General features: G+C 50.1%; 8 protein-coding genes and 2 pseudogenes. 6 read left to right on the top strand and 4 right to left on the bottom strand.

Annotated elements, in window-relative coordinates; all coding sequences use genetic code 11:
• Window positions 1-428: pseudogene (locus ABWV33_RS13710) on the top strand (calcium-binding protein); the annotation flags it as partial.
• Window positions 429-1341: 913 nt separating this feature from the next.
• Here ABWV33_RS13710 and ABWV33_RS13705 read toward each other — a convergent pair.
• The gene (locus ABWV33_RS13705) at window positions 1342-2235 is read right to left on the bottom strand and encodes a LysR family transcriptional regulator (RefSeq protein WP_353331489.1); all 894 of its coding nucleotides are present in this window, start codon (window positions 2233-2235) and stop codon (window positions 1342-1344) included.
• 148 nt (window positions 2236-2383) lie between these two features.
• On the opposite strand from ABWV33_RS13705, the gene ABWV33_RS13700 reads away from it, so the two are divergent.
• Window positions 2384-3232 carry a TauD/TfdA dioxygenase family protein gene (locus ABWV33_RS13700; RefSeq protein ID WP_353331487.1) on the top strand — a complete coding sequence of 283 codons (849 nt, stop codon included), beginning with the start codon at window positions 2384-2386 and terminating at the stop codon, window positions 3230-3232.
• A gap of 54 nt (window positions 3233-3286) precedes the next feature.
• Entirely contained in the window at window positions 3287-4321 is a 1035-nt protein-coding gene (locus tag ABWV33_RS13695; RefSeq protein ID WP_353331485.1) for a zinc-binding dehydrogenase, read from the top strand.
• 692 nt (window positions 4322-5013) lie between these two features.
• On the opposite strand, the gene ABWV33_RS13690 is transcribed toward ABWV33_RS13695, so the two are convergent.
• The 3 genes and pseudogenes from ABWV33_RS13690 to ABWV33_RS13680 form a co-directional block, all read right to left on the bottom strand.
• The gene (locus ABWV33_RS13690) at window positions 5014-6837 is read right to left on the bottom strand and encodes a sensor histidine kinase (protein ID WP_353331483.1); all 1824 of its coding nucleotides are present in this window, start codon (window positions 6835-6837) and stop codon (window positions 5014-5016) included.
• A 1724-nt stretch (window positions 6838-8561) separates the two neighbouring features.
• Complete coding sequence (locus tag ABWV33_RS13685) at window positions 8562-12854, bottom strand: hypothetical protein (protein ID WP_353331481.1); 4293 nt, start codon at window positions 12852-12854, stop codon at window positions 8562-8564.
• 615 nt (window positions 12855-13469) lie between these two features.
• Window positions 13470-14860: pseudogene (locus ABWV33_RS13680) on the bottom strand (IS1182 family transposase).
• Window positions 14861-15621: 761 nt separating this feature from the next.
• On the opposite strand from ABWV33_RS13680, the gene ABWV33_RS13675 reads away from it, so the two are divergent.
• From ABWV33_RS13675 to ABWV33_RS13665, 3 genes are read left to right on the top strand one after another with little or no spacing between them, the layout of a single operon-like run.
• Window positions 15622-16053 carry a cytochrome c gene (locus ABWV33_RS13675; RefSeq protein ID WP_353331479.1) on the top strand — a complete coding sequence of 144 codons (432 nt, stop codon included), beginning with the start codon at window positions 15622-15624 and terminating at the stop codon, window positions 16051-16053.
• A 10-nt stretch (window positions 16054-16063) separates the two neighbouring features.
• Entirely contained in the window at window positions 16064-16405 is a 342-nt protein-coding gene (locus ABWV33_RS13670; RefSeq protein WP_164622652.1) for a copper resistance CopC family protein, read from the top strand.
• Window positions 16406-16407: 2 nt separating this feature from the next.
• Window positions 16408-17274: a CopD family protein gene (locus ABWV33_RS13665; protein ID WP_353331477.1), complete on the top strand. Its 867-nt coding sequence runs from the start codon at window positions 16408-16410 to the stop codon at window positions 17272-17274.
• The last annotated feature ends 3 nt before the right edge of the window (window positions 17275-17277 follow it).

Below are 17277 nucleotides of genomic sequence, written 5' to 3'. Positions count from 1 at the left end.
CCTCTGGCGAGGCGGCAAATGATACGTTCACTTCCATCGAGAATGTGCTGGCGTCTAATTTCAACGACTACGTCTATGGCGATAACGGCAACAACTTGATCGATGGTGGTGCAGGCAATGATCGGCTGCGCGGCCATAACGGCAATGACACGTTGGTTGGGGGCACCGGTGCCGATGATCTGAATGGTGGGTCTGGCGAGGATGTGTTCGTTTTCATGCGCGGCAGCGAGTCCGATACCGTCAAGGATTATCAGAGCCATATAGATATGATCGAACTGGACCAGACCTTGATCGCATCGGGCAGTGATGTGTTCAGCTATGCGTTTCAGATCGGCGGGGACGTCCAGTTCGATTTCGGCGCAGGGGATCTGCTGCTGATAGAGAACGCCACTCTTGCCCAAATTCAAGGCGATGTGACTGTTTTGTAAATCGAGTTCCGGGAAGCTTTGCGTTCGTGTTGGTCAAGTGCTGTTCCTATCAGCCGTTCACAATAAGCGTAGTGCTTTCCGATCTCTCAAAGGTTGTCGTGAAGACGTCGGATGGTCTTGTCGGAGGGATTCCAATTGAGACGGGAGGGGTACCCGTACAAGGCCGTCGGCTGAAAAAAAACGACGCCCGTTGCTGTTTGTTAAAACAAGTTCTGGGATCAGTCGCTCGGTTGATGCTTGCGGCCTAAACGCGAAGGGAACTCGTTTTGGAATGTTGAGGCCGGGCTATCAGTGATGATGCAACACGGGGCGCGTGTTATATGGCGTTCAATTTTGAGGTAGTCGATGGCCGCAATAGGGAGAGATTGTAAAATTCCGCTGTTACGCTGATTCTAGGGCCATTTAGTGTAAGTATCTGTATTAATCAATTTAGGCTGCACATCGGCTGCTGGCGGCGGTTTATGGGCGTGTGAAAGCTCGCACCAAAATCGCATCGTAAGAGCCACTCGCTACTCCGTATGTAGGAGGGGCTTCTTAAACCTCTCCGTTAGAGAAAATACCTCCCCGCTGGCTTGAGCTGAGGGGATTTTGCTTTTCACATTTTCTGCTTTTGTTTTTGGTTTGTCCTGTGAACCTAAAAGTATAAGGCAATGATTTATATATATATTCGCTAGATTTAGGTTCTGGCGCCGCGAGGCGTGGGGGTTCGAGTCCCTTCACCCGCACCATTTATCATATAATAATTTGATTTTATTCGATAAATTGTATTTCTATATCTTGCATCCTGATCAAGCCTTTAGGGCATACTGGGCCAGTGAACAGGCATCAGATGTCTGTGCTGTGCATGGTTTCAGGTATCGGAATCGGGATTAATCCGGGTTTGCAAGGAGTATTGGTCTTTTGCAAACGCCAACTATCGCACCATCTTGAATTCACCAATCGATACTGCCGTAAAAAGAGCTGCGTTCATCGCCTTTATGATACTTGTTCGCGGGGCGCCGTCGTGGCTCACTAGACCGAGTACTCGTCTAGGCCTACTTTCCCCGAGAGGAATGGTTTTAAGAGGTAGATGATCACTTACGGTAACGCACCTTTGCGGCACAATCGAAATCCCGAGTTCTGCTGCGACCATGCTTGAAATCGCCTCTAGGCCTTCAAGTTCCATCGCGTCGCTGACCGAAATTTCACTCATCTGCAACCATGCTTCAATTTGCCTGCCGACTACTGCATCCCTGTTAAAGCGGATAAATGGTTGTGAGCGCAGCAGTTCCTTTGGTGGCAATGCCTCGGTGTTGTGTGAGACAAGGAGCACCAAATCCTCTTTAGCAATCTCCGAAAAGTTAAGTGAGGTAGAGATCACATCTGGTCGGGAAATAACTGCGGCCTGTAGTTGGCCGCGCTCCAGCTGCAGTAAGAGCTGGTTTGATAGACCCGGAACAATGCGAACCCGAATTCCTGGGTGCTTGAGTTTAAGTTGCGAAAGGGCGAGTGGAACCAGCCCGGTGAGCGTCGTCGGTACAGCGCCCAGAATGAGCTCGCCGGACAACTCGTCACCCATGCTCACTTTTTCGGCTAAATTGTCGTAAGCGGAAATAACGGCCGAGGCCTCACCGACTAAAGACAAACCTGTTTCTGTCAGTTGTGGCGTTCTTTGGGATCGATCAAAAAGTTCCAAGTTCCAAGATGTTTCCAGATTGCGCATCTGTTGGCTGACGGCGGCAGGCGTGAGCCGCTCGACCTCAGCGGCGGCGCGGAAACTCCCATGCCGGTGAACGGTGATTAAGGTCCGCAAGGCCCGAATACTCATCTTTTGTGTCCATTCACTCAATTCTCAGACATCAGGTTTGTTAATTTTTTTTTACCTTATTGTAAATATTTATTCGTTTTCACGAATATTATTTTACCACTAGGTTGGACCAAATAGGCTCGAATTAGGCGTGAAAGATGAGGTTGCTATGGTCGCCCCAAAGACAAACGAATACAATTTGATCGAGGCGAAACCTTTCGCCCCCAACTTGGGTGCAGAGATTTATGGTGTCGACCTCAGTCAAGCTGTTTCTGATGCGCAATTCGCTGAGATCCGTGATGCATTCCTGACTTACCAAGTTCTTTTTTTTAGGGACCAAAAGGAAATTCCCCCAGAACAACATGTCGCCTTTGGCAAACGCTTTGGCCCCCTGCATGCCCACCCAGCAGCGCCAACGATGATGGGTCATCCAGAGATTTTTGAAATCCACGCCACAAAGGATTCAAAGATCGCAAACGGGGAATTCTGGCATTCCGACGTTTCATGTGATGAAACTCCTCCGCTTGGAACGATGTTACAAATCCACATCGCGCCGCCTTGTGGCGGAGACACGATGTTCAGCGATATGTATGCCGCCTACGACGATCTGTCTGAGCCAATCAAAGCGATGCTTGGCGAGTTGTCCGCTTTGCATAGTTCTGAACATATATACAAAGGCCGCTATAGCGACAGGGGCAAGAAAGACACAGAGATTGATTGCCCAGAAGCAGTGCATCCAATTGTGCGAACCCACCCTGATACGGGGCGCAAGTCCTTATTTGTGAACCGGACATTCACGACCAAGATCTTGGGCTTGTCTGACAGTGAAAGTGAGGCGATCCTGAATCTGCTCTTTGAGCATGCAGAGCATATCAATTATCAAATTCGTTTTCGGTGGAACCTCAATGATATGGCGTTTTGGGACAATCGTTGTTGTATGCACCGTGCGATTTGGGATTATTGGCCAGCTGAACGCAAAGGTCGACGTGTGACGGTGAAAGGCGAAAAGCCCGCCTAATTGTATCGAGATTCTGCACCGGTGATCCGTTTAGAATTTACAAAGGACAAAGCAATGCGCGCAGCCGTTGTCAGAAACTTTAACGAAGATCTCTCTATCGAAACCGTTTCAGATCCATCCTGCCCCGACAATGGGGTCGTTTTGGAAGTTGCAGCCTGTGGTGTGTGCCGCTCAGATTATCATGGGTGGACTGGTGGGCATCCCAAAGTGCAAAATGGGTCGATCCTCGGGCATGAGTATTGCGGCACAGTTGTCGAGGCGGGGCCAAGTGCAAAATACAAGGTTGGCGACCGTTTGATCGCACCTTTCATTCTTGGCTGTGGTAGCTGTGTTGCATGTCACACTGGCGTATCTAACACCTGTGCACAACAAATCGTTCCTGGCTTTGGTGTGCCGGGGGCCTATGCCGAGTTCGTCGCAGTGCCATACGACCACAACCTCGTTTATCTATCAGATACGATGTCGCCCGCTCTTGCCGCAGGCCTCGGGTGTCGCGTTACAACGGCTTGGCATGCACTGACTGATCGCGCAGACGTCAAAGCTGGCGAATGGGTGGCAGTTCATGGCACCGGTGGTATTGGCTTATCCGTTTTGCTCTTGGCTAAACTCTTGGGCGCTCAAGTCGTTGTTGTTGACATTGTGGATGAAAAACTTGAACACGCAAAAATGCACGGCGCAGATGCGACAGTTAATGCTGCGAAAGTAGATGTCGCGGCTGCAATTCATGACATCACAGGCGGTGGCGCACAGGTTTCAATCGAAGCACTTGGTATCGACGTGACAACCAATGCTTCACTTGAATGCCTAGCGACACTAGGGAGACACGTCCAAGTTGGCATGCCTTCGGGCGAGGGGTTGATGCAAGTGAACATGCGAGCCATCTATGCAAAACAGCTTTCCTTTTTCGGGACACGTGGCATGCCGTCTTGGAAATATCCTCGTCTGTTGGAAATGATCGAGCGTGGCGATGTTGATATTCGCCCCATGGTCGCAAGGGAAATCTCCCTATCCGATGCAAGCTCGGAATTGCGCGCAATGAACGGGCCGACGGCACCCGGCACTGCCGTCATTACGGAGTTTAAGCGATAGGATCTTGATTGGCCGCCCAACCGAACAAGGTTGTTTTCTGGATGCACAACCAGTTTGCTAAGAGGAAAGCAGGGAATTCCTATTGGCGTAACGGCAAGGTCGGGTGTCCGCGAAACAAACCCAGCAAAATTTCTGGCAAAGATCATTTGCGCTTCTCTTTTGGTTGAATACACCTATCGCAACGCGGCGATTGTCGTTTTTCGCCCTAGGTATTTTTTGCTGCAATTGGTACCTGAAAAGGGCAGCCATTGATTGAAGCCATAAAAAGGACTGGTTGGCCCGCTTTCCAAATCTCGGCGCCGGTCTCGGCGAAGGGCAGAAATCTGCCGTCGGCCTTCGACGAATCTAAGAGCCTTATCAGTCATAACCGCTTCGGGCTGACTGCAGCCATCTGACAGTTCCGCCAGCTAACCAACGCTAGCGGGACGGATCGAGCGGCAGCAATGCGCAGAAAGCGGACTTTGCAAAGCGCCGATGGTTCTTGGACGTGACTTTCAGGCTTAATGCCCAGCTACTGAGTGAAGCTAACCTATTACCTAAAATTGTAGGAAGTCCATTAGGTAGCCATCCCAGGGCGAACCTCAACTTTCGATTTCGATTTCTCAGTTCTCATGACGGCTAAAAACTAACAGCTACTGGTCTCTGCCCTTTGAACAATCGAGGGCATCTTACCGGTATTAATCCGTGCATTGTTAAGTCTGACGGTTGGGAGATTGAGCGTTCATAGTTCCACTTGGCAAAATGTCAGGGAAGGAAACCCAAAAGGTACTTCCTACACCATATTCGCTTTCTACACCAAACGTTGCCTCCAACGATTTAGCCGCTGAAGCAAGTATACTTAACCCAAGACCTGTCCCTTCTGTGCGGCGATTATAGCTCCCATCTGCTACAGTAAAAGGCTCAAAGATTTTGGTTTGATCCTGCCTTTTTATTCCGATTCCAGAATCTACGACACGGATTTTGACGTCGGTATCTTCTTCGTTAGTGACAATCACTTGAATGGTGTTGTGGTCGGAGAACTTCGTAGCGTTTGCGATAAGATTTGACGCAATTTTTCTGATCTTCACTCGGTCAGATTTTACGAAAAGAGGTTGATCTTGGGGCACATCTAGCTTGACCGAATTTTTGCGGGACATCAGCATTGGGCCGTTTTCCTCAACAATATCGGATAGCAAATCCTTTAAGTTGAACACAGATTGGTTCGTCGTCATGCTCGGTTGAGTTGGCTGACTTGCATCTAAAACATCATTCACGTGCTTCAAAAGCGTTTCTGAAGAAGTCTTAATCATAGCAGAGTACCGTTTTTGCGGTTCTGACAGTTCAGTGGAACCCAGCAACTCATTCGCTCCGATAATGCCGTTTAAGGGGGTGCGCATTTCATGACTAAGCACTGTTACGGCTTTGGTTTTGTAGGCGTTGGCGCTTTCTGCGACTTCAAGCGATTGCTGCAATGCGGCTTTGCGGTCGCTTAGTGAATCCATCAACCCGTTGAATACATTTCGAAGTCCAATCATCTCTACCGGAGCAACTGCACCGGGCATGGGAACGCGTGCAGACATGTCGCCGGCCTGAATACGCGCCACAGTGTCTGACAGTTGCTCCAGTGGTTTCGAAATAAGGCCCGACAACACCCAGCTCATAATGGCTGCGACGATGAACAGAACCATCAAAATACGCATCATTTCTGACACTTCCGCTCTGGCTGCCAATCGTAGTTCCTCAAGAGGCTGCGGAACCATCACGCCCCACTCTGGCCCAGAAACATTCGTGTATCCAGACACTACATCGGCCTGAATGGGTGGCGCGTAAAACTGCATAACACCCGTATCGCCACTAATCATGTGTTGCACAACTTTCAGCCCGGACACGTCTGTTGAAGCCCTCTGCCATTCAGGGTTTGGATGGGCCAGGACGCGTCCGTTCTTGTCAACAATCATTGCGTGTCCACGCTCTCCAAAAGCGACTTTTTTCTGAACGTTTGAAAGATACGAAGTGTCAAATGCGCCTATGTAAAGGTTTTCCTGAGTATCGCGTCGAACCGCAAACAGGGTAGGCTCGCCGTCTAGCTGCTTTACCCCGGTGATGGTTGTATAGTTCGGACGTGCTTCTCTTCGCAATTCGTTGAGCAGGTCAGGCGATGGCAAAGAACGCGATGTCATTGATAGATCACCCTTCAATCTCCCTTTAGGATCAAAAGAAAGGATATATCGAAAGCCATATGTCGCCAGCAATTCTTGAGCGGCTTCATTGCCCTGCAAGGTGACGCCATCGCCAACGAAATAGTCAAATGTCGCGGTCAAATCCGAGGCGTATCGGGATAGAGCTTCGGATAGATTACGTGCAATGACCAAGTGGCTTTGCTCGACCTTTTCAAGTTCACGGTTAAACGCCTGATGTTCCCTTTGTTGAGAGACGTAGACAACGGGGACCAGAACAACAATCAACATGCAAATGAAGATGTAGCTTCTCAGCGAAGCCAATCTCGAAAGCGCTTTAACCAAACTAAGCAACCGCAATTTTCCACCCTCACACTGTTACTGATCTTGATGATCACAAAGCTCTGATTAGTTTACAGGGTTTTCAGGAGTGTTGGCTCGCAATAAAGGACAGTCACATATACTAAAGGTTAGCTCAAAGCGGAATTCTCGAAGAGAAATCTCAAACTTTAAATTAACAGAGCTGTCGATTGGTCGATAAGAGGCCCTCACTTAGTTGTCGTTCACCAGTGGCTTTACGTCCAAAAGTGCCGGTCACGTATGTCTGTCCCAAGCTGTGGACGTCGTTTTTGAACGGCTGGGGCCTGACCTCACAAAAGTCACTTACTTCGCAGAACTGCCCAAGGTGCTGGCTGCAGCAATCGTGGACGTTCGCTATGGCGGATGAATGACCGCTTTCACAAAGATAGACAGAAGCTTCGCACTTGCGGCATTAAGCAGGTTGAGCGGTAAACCACTGTTTGCATTGGACTGTGAACGGACTTCTGATAGTTCCACCTGCCAACTCACGCTGGCGTGACGGATCGAGCGGCAACAAAGCGCAGATAGTGAACTTTGCAAATTTTGGCTCATTGATCTGTAGAGGACAGCGTGCGAGGGACGGCGAATTGAGACCCTGAGTCCGGAGATATCGTCAGTGAGCAAACCACAACAAATGCCAGCTGAGGGGTGTGAAAATCGCTCCTAACGCAATATGGTTGTTACCTTTTTAAGCGATCAAGCTGTCCAAACCAGATTGGCACAAATTATCAAAGATTTGACCAGCCAATAATGCTGCGCAGCGTCTAAAAATTCTTGACGTCATTACGAGCCACCTGCAGGTACACATGTACTCACAAGTGTGAAACCATCAAAGGTTTAGCGGACGAGTGGGACGGTGACTTGGCCGCCTTCTGCCAGCGACATTCAAACGAAGGTGCTGCGGCGTATCAAGACGGTTGGTCTAAAGAGGTGTTTGACCACCTACCTTGCTGATCGGTTCAAGGAAGAACTGATCGACAGGTTACTTGAATTGGTCGGGCGTTTGAAATGGCCAAAGAGTTCTGCGACCAAGCAGGACATATTTAGAAACAGGCGCAAGAGCACGGTCTTCTAAAGCAAATTAAAAAGACATGCGTCACGCGACCTGCCAACACACACCGGAGAGCTTGCGCAAAGCGACTGCGCTGTACCGTTGTATGATTGATTTTCGCAACGGTGGAAGCTTCGAGGGCGCCGTCCAAAAAATCTGCCCCCTAGATATGATGGAAAAGCTCTTTCCGCGAAAAAATCGACAAAATCCTCCATTCTGAAAATCAAGAATTGATCCATATAGCACAGCGATTTGAAGTGAAAGAAAACACACGTATCGCTGAAAATACAGCTTTCAAACATGCTAAGGAACGCCGCATTCTTGATCTGGTGACACACTGGAAAGGACAAGTGGGCCGGACTTTCGAAACTGCGACAGAAGCGGAGGAAAGCTGTACCACACTGGTAGTGTTTCGCGACCAGTTCCACTCTGCATACTCATTTGATATATGGATTTATGGGTTCGTCTAACGGAAACTAGGGCTAAAGGCGGATGTGAGAAGGATAAGTGCCTGGCTTACACTTCTCTATTCTTCGCTGAAGGGGAGTGGCTAACGCGGTTTCAATTGCATTCGAAAACTACCACTATTAGACGGACGCCAAGCTTGTGCAAAAGCCTTGCGCTTTTCAACAATTCGCGCACCCATAATTCTTTATTTTGAGTTCTGCCTAGCTTAGGTGATCACAAGATCCCAGATTCTGATGGTCTCGTCGCCGAAGCGGAAGTACTCCACATTCACTAATTCATCCACGCCATCGTTGCCCGTGACCTGTACTTGTGTCCGGGAGCTCCGCGTTAATGTATAATCAGCTAGATTGCCGAAAAACAGCGCGTAATCTGAACCTTCGCCGCCGTCGATTGTATCATCACCTTCGCCTCCTTTGAGATAGTCCACGCCTCCGAAACCGAATAAAAAGTCATCCCCATCCAGGCCCGCGAGCTGGTTGCGCGCGTCATTGCCGGTTAGCTGGTCGCCAAACTGTGTGCCCACCAGATTTTCGATCTCAATATACAGGTCCTGCGCGGCGTCACCCTCTGTGCCATACCCGGTCTCTTGGCCGGCAACGCGTGCCCCATTGCGCAAGCTTGCCGTAACCGCCGCGGCTGACTGGAAATAGGTCACCGTGTCTACCCCATCCCCGCCAAAATAGCGCTCACGTCCACCCGAGCTACCCACGAACCAGTCGTAATCGCCCAAGCCTCGGAAATCGTTCTGCTGGCCGTTGCCATAAAACACGTCTTGCCGCCCCGAACCAGTCACCCTTTCGACGCTGGTCATCGTCAAGCCCGACGCCAGATTAGAATTGTTGGAGGGGTCAGCCAAATCCACCAGAACCCCGGTTGCCTGTGCGCCGGTGGGCGGGGCCCCGTCAGTCGAAAATGCGTCTGAGATCGTGATTTCGGCGCTGTTGGCCCATTCAACAAAGCTAACCATGTCCTGCCCGGTGCCGCCGTCCAGCGTGTCGTTGCCGGTGGTGGCTATAAACCAGTCGTAGTCGCCAGCGCCGCGTAGCTGATTGGCGCTATCGTCACCGCGAATGTAGTCAGCGTAGATCGTGCCCGTTACGCGCTCAACGTTGCTTAGCGTAACCTGTTCCGAGTTTTCGTGATTGAGTGCAGTGCCAGCACCCAGATCGACGCTGAACCGAAATTGAGTACTTGTTCGTCCGGGTGTGTCGGACAAGTCGATGAAAGACACCATGTCATTCCCATCACCACCATCGACCGTATCATTACCACCCCCTGGCATAATCCAGTCCGAACCAGCAAACGCGTTAATCAGCTCAGAGGCGGCTGTGCCATTTACATTTTCGGAAGTGTTCGTGCCAGTCACTGTTTTGTCTTTGGCCATAGCAGCGACTTCAGCATAGGTCATTGTATTAGTAAGGAAGCGAATTGCCTCGATATCGGACCGGATAACATCATTGCCTATTCTTGTAGATGAATCTCCTGAGATTAATATCCCACCTGAGGTGTTGAAAACTTCAAGGTTATGGAGGGATGCACTAATTATTGCTAAGTCGTCTCCTTCTCCGCCCAGCAATGTATCGTCACCCTCAAACCCCCGAAGCGTATCATTACCGCCCCCACCAGAGATCAGGTCATTGTGAATTGATCCAAAAATTGAATCAGCACCCATTCCACCATAATACTCTCTGACATCAGAAAGATCACCAATGATCGTATCGTCAAAATTGGTTCCAATCAAAATTTCAACTGAGCTTAATTTTTCCCTGAGACTGCCGGGCTCAGGATGATTAAAAGTCCGAACGTTAAAATTTAACCCCTGAGACGAAGAAACGTATGAAGCCGTGTCAACTCCAAGACCGCCATCTACAGTGTCAGTGATTCCTGGTTGAAAGGTATCATTACCTTGCCCACCCAACATGTATTCACTCGCCCGAGAACCGATGATATCAGTAGGCTGGTCACCAGCAATAATTCGGATCAGGCCGTCGTCAGTACGCCGTAAGGAAGAATTTTTTTCTAGCGCATTGGACAGGTCTAGGTAATTCAGATCTTCAAGTCGAATTTCTAAAGTTCGGTCGTAGCTGCTCTCACCATTTAGGCTGATCTTTAGGTCAGGCCCCAAATCCAAAAACTGTTGCCCAGAAATGGCTATATGCCCGGCTCTAATCGTTAAGGTTTCAATATTCCTGATGTCGTGGGATCGAAGATCCACAACCGAAGTGCTGGCAGAATGCAAAAACAGTGTGTCGTGGTCTTCTCCGCCGTCATAGAAACCTGGTAATGTGTTTTCTAAGTATACGAACAAACTGTCATTACCTCTACCACCAGATAACGTGTCATTTCCACCTGTCGTCGTTAGTCTGTCAGGACTTACATTTCCAATAAGCACATTCCCTATCGTCCCATTGGTGTTGAGAGCAGACAAATTATCTCTACCTGAACCGCCTATTAACCGGGCCGGCCCCTCATCGTCTCGAGAAAGAAGATTGATGCGTGAGGTTGAGGAGGATGCATCGATATCTTCACTCTCAACATCGTTGATTGTGAGAACAAAAGATTGTTGGCTTAAGATATCCTCTGGGGATCCTGCACGGTTGGCAACGATCTGAATCCCCGTTTTCGATAAATTAGAAGTGTGACTGTTCTCGTAGTCGAGGTTTGATCCCGGGCGCAAAACAAGTTCGAATATTTCGGCATCACTTGTAGCGCGCACTCTGAAACGGTCGTCAGAAACCGAATATTCTATATCCCTCTGGTACACATCATTCGCGACAAATGTCCCGACCACAAGCTCTGAGACATAATAGTCTTCGTCAATTGACGTGAAATTGTGGTTATCTGTAATCAGGTTTTCGACGTTGCCACCTTGGATTGAAACAGTTGTGACTCCACTGATTTGCAACGCTCCACCATTTCCTTGACCGCCAGTGTTTCCGTCGCTGAACATCCAATTGATAAATACGGTTTCCGGGCGGCTATCAGCCCGATTTACATAAGAAATCGAACGCATCACCTCTGTAATTAGGGCAGTGGTTGGCACCACTCCGCCAGTTCCGGTAAAGTCAATCTTCAGATGACCGCCAGCGTTCTCGAAAATTGCAAATACTTTGCCGCCTTGCTTTAACAGGCTGTCAGTAACGTCGAACGTGCTCGATCGAGTGATTTTGAAGCTGAATTCATCTCTCGCGTCTCGCCCATCCAATCCTTCAATCGTGAGAGAAGCACCGGAGAAATTGCCCGCTTTATCGTTCAACAAAGAAAGCTCTTCGTCAAAAATTGCGGCATCATTCGCCAATATGACAGGAACATCTCCATTGAGTTCCACGGAGTTGCCAAGGGATTCTTCATTCGAGAACGAATTATCGAAGTGGCCATGTTTAGTCAGCCGAAAAATACCCGTCCCTCCTGCGACGACTATGCTCCCGCCTTCTTGAAGTTGTGCGGAATCGCCTCCGGAACCTCGGACAATGGTTTTTCCGGCATCGCCAAAACCAGTATCAAGAGTTCCATCGGTATTGTAGCGAACCACAGCGGCGTCCAGCCCTCCAACATTTGGGTCATAACGATTTCCGACGACAACAATTTTGCCGTCATCTTGGATCAAAACCGTTCGGGCGCTATCCCCGATAGTGCCAACAGGCGTTATTACGAAGCCTGATCCATCCGGACCAAAGGTCGTGTCCAATAATCCGCTATCAAGCAGACGCACAAGAACGAAATCCCCATCCGCTTCTCCAGCCAAATAAATCTTACCATCACCACCGACGGTAACAGTATATGCGGACTGCTCGAACGCCTGAGTTGTGATATTCACTCTGCCTTCAATGCCGAACCCGAAATCTTTAGCACCCGTATTAGTCAGTTTAACCAGTGACAGCCTGTTGCTGCCTTCTAAAACCACGAGCACACTGCCGTCATCAAGAGGCTCAAAATCGCGAATAGATTCGCGGTTTAGATATGGCCTCCGAAACTCTGTATCTAAGAGGCCGTTGTCCAAGTGTCGAACAATCGTTTCTGAGGACCCATTTTTTAGCTGGTACAAAAACCGCCCGTCAGAGTATGCCTCAATCTGACCAGGGACACCTGCATTATATGCAGAATAGGATATGGGATCACTTGGAGAACCTGAATCATTCCGTAATACCTGCCGAATATGATAACTGGGAGTAAAACTGCCTTCAGAAGACTGATACCGGCCTTGGCTGTAGGTGGTGTATAGAAACGAGTCTCCTACGTGGTTGGTAATTCCTCTAGGACCCGAGACACTATCTTCATCATCTTCTTGCGTGCGCCGGTTCTCTTGCAAAATGGTCCCATCGGCAGACAAAAATGCGACTGTTCGATCACTAGTGCCCGATATTGTCCCACTCAACCCAATTGTACCATCACCGGATATTGCCAAATGGCTGATCCTCAGGTTTTCACTATGATCCCCATTCTGGTAGTCAACTTGAATAGGATCTGTTGTAAACCTGAAAGCTGGCTGGGTGTTCATTTCAAACTTCCTGAAAGTGGGTTAAACAGCGTCGAATTAAGTGCGATATTTGGTACCAATGAACCGTGCAGTGTATTTTCAATCGTTAAGCGCTAGTTGAAATGTGACATTGTCAGGTGTCGCCAAAGATTTTTCAATTTCACATATTTACTATCATGCCCTACTAGAGCGTCATCTCATGCCTGTTATCAGGCATCGTTTCTCTTAGTGTGCCTTTTTTTCTGCATCTTAGGTGGACACAAAACCCAAAGAATACCGCAGTGCCTAGAGTTTTAGAAACCTAGTGACATCCGTTACTGTAAACTCAAAGAACCGTGGTTTCATGTACATTATATATTTACCAGAGGCAGTCTTCTTTCCGGTCAGAATGAAGACTTTTCCAGCCAACCTTACTTTTTAGTAGCCAACATGATCCCGAGCTGGACATTTCAGTTCCAGAAATTGTTTCAATGACTTTGCAAAGTTCGCCAACTACACAGAGCCGCCCCCGGTAGTGAACTTAGCATCGCCCTCGGCTGCGATAAGCCCCTGAATGTCTGTTTAGGGCCTATTCTGTTGAAAAACTCATGGTTTCCCAGGTCCTGGATCACAGGGCAAATGGTTCCCGCCTTGATTTTATTGCGCGGCACTGGCCCGAATTGAGTTCGGTGCTAGTCTGGCTAACTTTTTGAGGTTTTGGGCGGTTGCGGCGAGAATAAATTCGTCATGAGCGCCACATGGTCCACGTAATCGAAGCCGGCTTAAGCCGTGAACCGTTTTAGATGGGCGAACGACGTTTCGACCTTTTTGCGTAGCTTTCGCGAGATGGCATATTGCTGTGTTTGCGATAGGGCGCGTGCGACATCACGGGAAGGTTCGTAAATTGAGCGTGTAACTTTACGTGGTGGCTCTTTGGGTGTGCAACGTTGTTTGAGCAGACATTTATCACAATCAGATTTCCGGGCACGATAGCGGATGGTGGCATCTTTATTGGGACCAGACCTCGGCTTTGTGAAAGCACGCCTGTATTGCCTCAGCTCTTTGCCGCCGGGGCAGATATAGAGATTTTTCTCAGCATCAAATGTAAACTCAGCCCGTTCAAGCGTACCATCCTTGCGGCCTGATTTATCGATTACAGGGATATGTGGCGCGATCCCGCGTTTCTCAACCAACCAATCCAGCATTTGGCCTGAGCCATAAGCGGTGTCAGCTATCAAACGTTCAGGCTTGAGGTCGTGCGTTTTGCGAACGCGATCAATCATGGTTCTTACGACCCCAACCTCGGCTTGCCGAATAGATCGGCTGGGTTCGACCTCAAGGATCACAGCGTTATCTGTATCGATCAGATAGTTCGTAGAATATGCAAAATATGCCGGACCGCCACGGGCGCCTGTCCATTGAGATGCGGGATCTGAGTGTGAGATGAACTTGGGCACAACTGGGCTGGCTGCGCCAAACGCGGCGTCGTCCAGTGTGTCGAGGTGCTCGCGAACTGCGCGGGGTGCATCATCAGGATCAATGGCCTCTGGGTTCCAATCTGCCTTGGGTGTGGACTTTTGACGGTTGGCATCCGCTGCAATAATGCTGGCATCGGCCGCATACCGTTGACCGCTTGCTAGACCTGCCTCAATACATTGGGCAACCACAGCCTCGAACACGTGGCGCAACACATCGCTGTCGCGGAAACGCCCGTGCCGGTTCTTGGAAAATGTCGAGTGATCTGGAATTGCGTCCGACAAATCCAGCTTGCAGAACCAACGATAGGCGAGGTTAAGATGGACCTCTTCACACAGACGCCGTTCTGATCGAATGCCCATGACGTATCCAACCAACAACATCCGCATCATCAATTCTGGATCAATCGAGGGTCGTCCAGTGGAGCTTTAAAACTCAGTCAGATGCGTCCGAACGCTGGACAGATCGACAACACCATCAATCGCTCGCAACACGTGATCCGTGGGGACGTGACCTTCTATCGAGAAATCATAGAACAGAGCAGATTGTGCTTCCTGACGTGATCCCATCATCGCGATCAATCTCCGACATCAATAAGATAATTGAATCAGCAGCAAAGACCTAAATCAACAAGAGTTTTTCAACAGAATAGGCAGCGAGCGGACGCCTGACAGTTCCGCCAGCCAACTCACACTGGCGGGGCGGATCGAGCGGCAGCACTGCGCAGATTGCGACCTTTGCAAAACTCAAACGCTCTCCCAAAGCGGACATTCATCTGTGCAATCAGTTACCAAGCCTGCAGACTCAACGCGTGTCATGAACCTTGGCTCGCATTGAATTGGGTTTTAGTTTGAGATAGCCTCGTCTGATGAAGTGCGTTTGCAACATATCCACGACGCTACTCGTTGTTTTTCTATTCCTGATGACAGGACTAGAATCCGCTGCGCATGCAATGTCAAAAAACTGTTTTGGCGGGCATTGCGAGACCCACATGAACATGACTGTGGGAGAGAGCCAGCCTGATCACACTCAAGGAAGAATAGCCAAGAGTTTTCCGCAGGGATCGGACGCGATGGAACATGATGAATGCAACCCATTCCTGTGCAATGCTCTCGCACTCACTGTGCAACCTTTCAAAGTAACCTTTGAAAGGTCTGAGATTGTTTTGGCATGGCAGGTTTCAAGTCTCTCGGCGCTTGAAGAACCGGGAAGTCCGGAGAGACCACCTAACTCTTGAAGCAGACTTTTTACGCTGTTCACGACTGTGAGCGTGTTCCGATGTGCCGCCACGAGTTTGCGGCCCGATCCTGTCTTTCAAAGTTTGGACCAATACATGAACCATAAATACCTTTTGATCGGCGCATGCGCCGTCGCGGGCACTGCTGCTTACAGCTTGCTACGCCCCGAACCCACCCAACACGTACCGCAGTTGGCACAGCCCGAAGTCAGTGCCTTGGTCGAAATCCAGATGCCGCAGATTGAAGGCAATGCCGCTATCGGACGGCGAATATTTGAAGGCGCTTGTGCTGCATGTCACGGCACCAATGCGGTTGGCATCGAGGGCGCTGGACCGCCGTTGATCCATGTAATCTATGAACCCAGCCACCATGCAGACGAATCCTTTCAACGTGCAGTCGCGATAGGCGTCAGAAGCCATCACTGGCGGTTCGGAGACATGCCGCCGGTTGGGGGCCTGACCCGTGGCGATGTCGCCATGGTCATCGCCTACCTCCGCGAAATTCAGCGCGCCAACGGAATCAACTGAGGAATACGGAATGAAACTACTTGCTACATTTGTACTGCTCTCAGCCCTTGCCACCAGTGCCTTTGCGCATTCCCGTGTGGACAGCACGACACCCGAAAATGGCGCGGTACTTGCGGAAGTCCCAAACAACATCAGTTTCAACTTCGCTGCCGACATCCGTCTGACACGGGTGGTTATGACCTATGAGGACCATCCCGCTGCCAGGCTTGATCTCGGCGCACAGACCAGCTTCAAGCGGGTGTTCACGCTCCCGCTTGAAGGCATAGGGGCAGGCTCTTATCGCATTGAATGGCGGGGCTTGGGGGAGGACGGGCACGCCATGCAGGGCGATTTCATGTTCACGGTGGACTGAGCATGCCGGACATTTGGGAAACTTCCGCAATCCTTGCCAAGCTAGTACTTTACATCAGCGTTTTGGGATCTGTTGGGCTTGTGATCATTCTTGTCGCCTTTGGCGATCTGGTATCGCCTCTCAGCGATAGGATCCGTCTAAAGGCTACCCTATTGGCAGGGGGCGCGCTTGCTGCTGCGGTCCTTGCTTTCATGCTCCGTGGAGCTACCCTGACGGGCGGGGCCGATGGGATGACCGATCCAGAAATGATCGGCCTGTTGTGGCAAACACCTGTCGGCGACGCGCTGGTCTATCGGATCGCAGGGACGATTTTGATCATCCTTGGGCTTTTCATCCCCCGCGTTGGCCAATGGATCGCGCTTGCCGGAGGATTGATTGCCCTGTGGTCCTTTGCTCAAATCGGGCATGTCCCCGGATTGGAGGTTACTGGTGTCCGCCTGCTCTTGCTCCTACACCTTCTGGGTATTGCCATCTGGGTTGGTATCTTGGGACCACTGCACGCCCTGTCGCGGCGGCCAGAGCACTTGGCTAGCGCAGCCACTTTGGCACACCAGTTTGGGCTAGCAGCTTCGGTGATCGTTCCTGCCCTGATCTCGGCGGGGGGGCTAATGGCCTGGATGTTGCTGGGTGACCTACGGACATTGGCAACGACTGGCTATGGCCAAGCCATTCTGATCAAGCTGCTACTTGTCGGCTCAGTCCTAACGCTGGCGGCTGCAAATAAACTCCGCTTCGTTCCCGCGATGCAAACTGGAGACGATAAAGCTGCGCGCCATTTGGCCCGTTCCATCGAAATCGAAACAGTGGTCATTCTGGTAGTCATGGCGGCAACCGCAACGCTCACCACCGTTTTGCCCCTTCCGAATTGAGGT

The organism is Phaeobacter sp. NW0010-22, from assembly GCF_040365955.1.
Lineage (GTDB): Bacteria > Pseudomonadota > Alphaproteobacteria > Rhodobacterales > Rhodobacteraceae > OMPR01.
Note: the sequence above shows the minus strand (reverse complement) of the source record. Positions and strands in the feature narration are given on the sequence as shown.

Coding starts and splice junctions, on each gene's coding strand:
- ABWV33_RS13705 (WP_353331489.1), bottom strand. CDS start 2,235: ATGAGTATTCGGGCCTTGCGGACCTTAATCACCGTTCACCGGCATGGG.
- ABWV33_RS13700 (WP_353331487.1), top strand. CDS start 2,384: ATGGTCGCCCCAAAGACAAACGAATACAATTTGATCGAGGCGAAACCT.
- ABWV33_RS13695 (WP_353331485.1), top strand. CDS start 3,287: ATGCGCGCAGCCGTTGTCAGAAACTTTAACGAAGATCTCTCTATCGAA.
- ABWV33_RS13685 (WP_353331481.1), bottom strand. CDS start 12,854: ATGAACACCCAGCCAGCTTTCAGGTTTACAACAGATCCTATTCAAGTT.
- ABWV33_RS13675 (WP_353331479.1), top strand. CDS start 15,622: ATGAACCATAAATACCTTTTGATCGGCGCATGCGCCGTCGCGGGCACT.
- ABWV33_RS13670 (WP_164622652.1), top strand. CDS start 16,064: ATGAAACTACTTGCTACATTTGTACTGCTCTCAGCCCTTGCCACCAGT.
- ABWV33_RS13665 (WP_353331477.1), top strand. CDS start 16,408: ATGCCGGACATTTGGGAAACTTCCGCAATCCTTGCCAAGCTAGTACTT.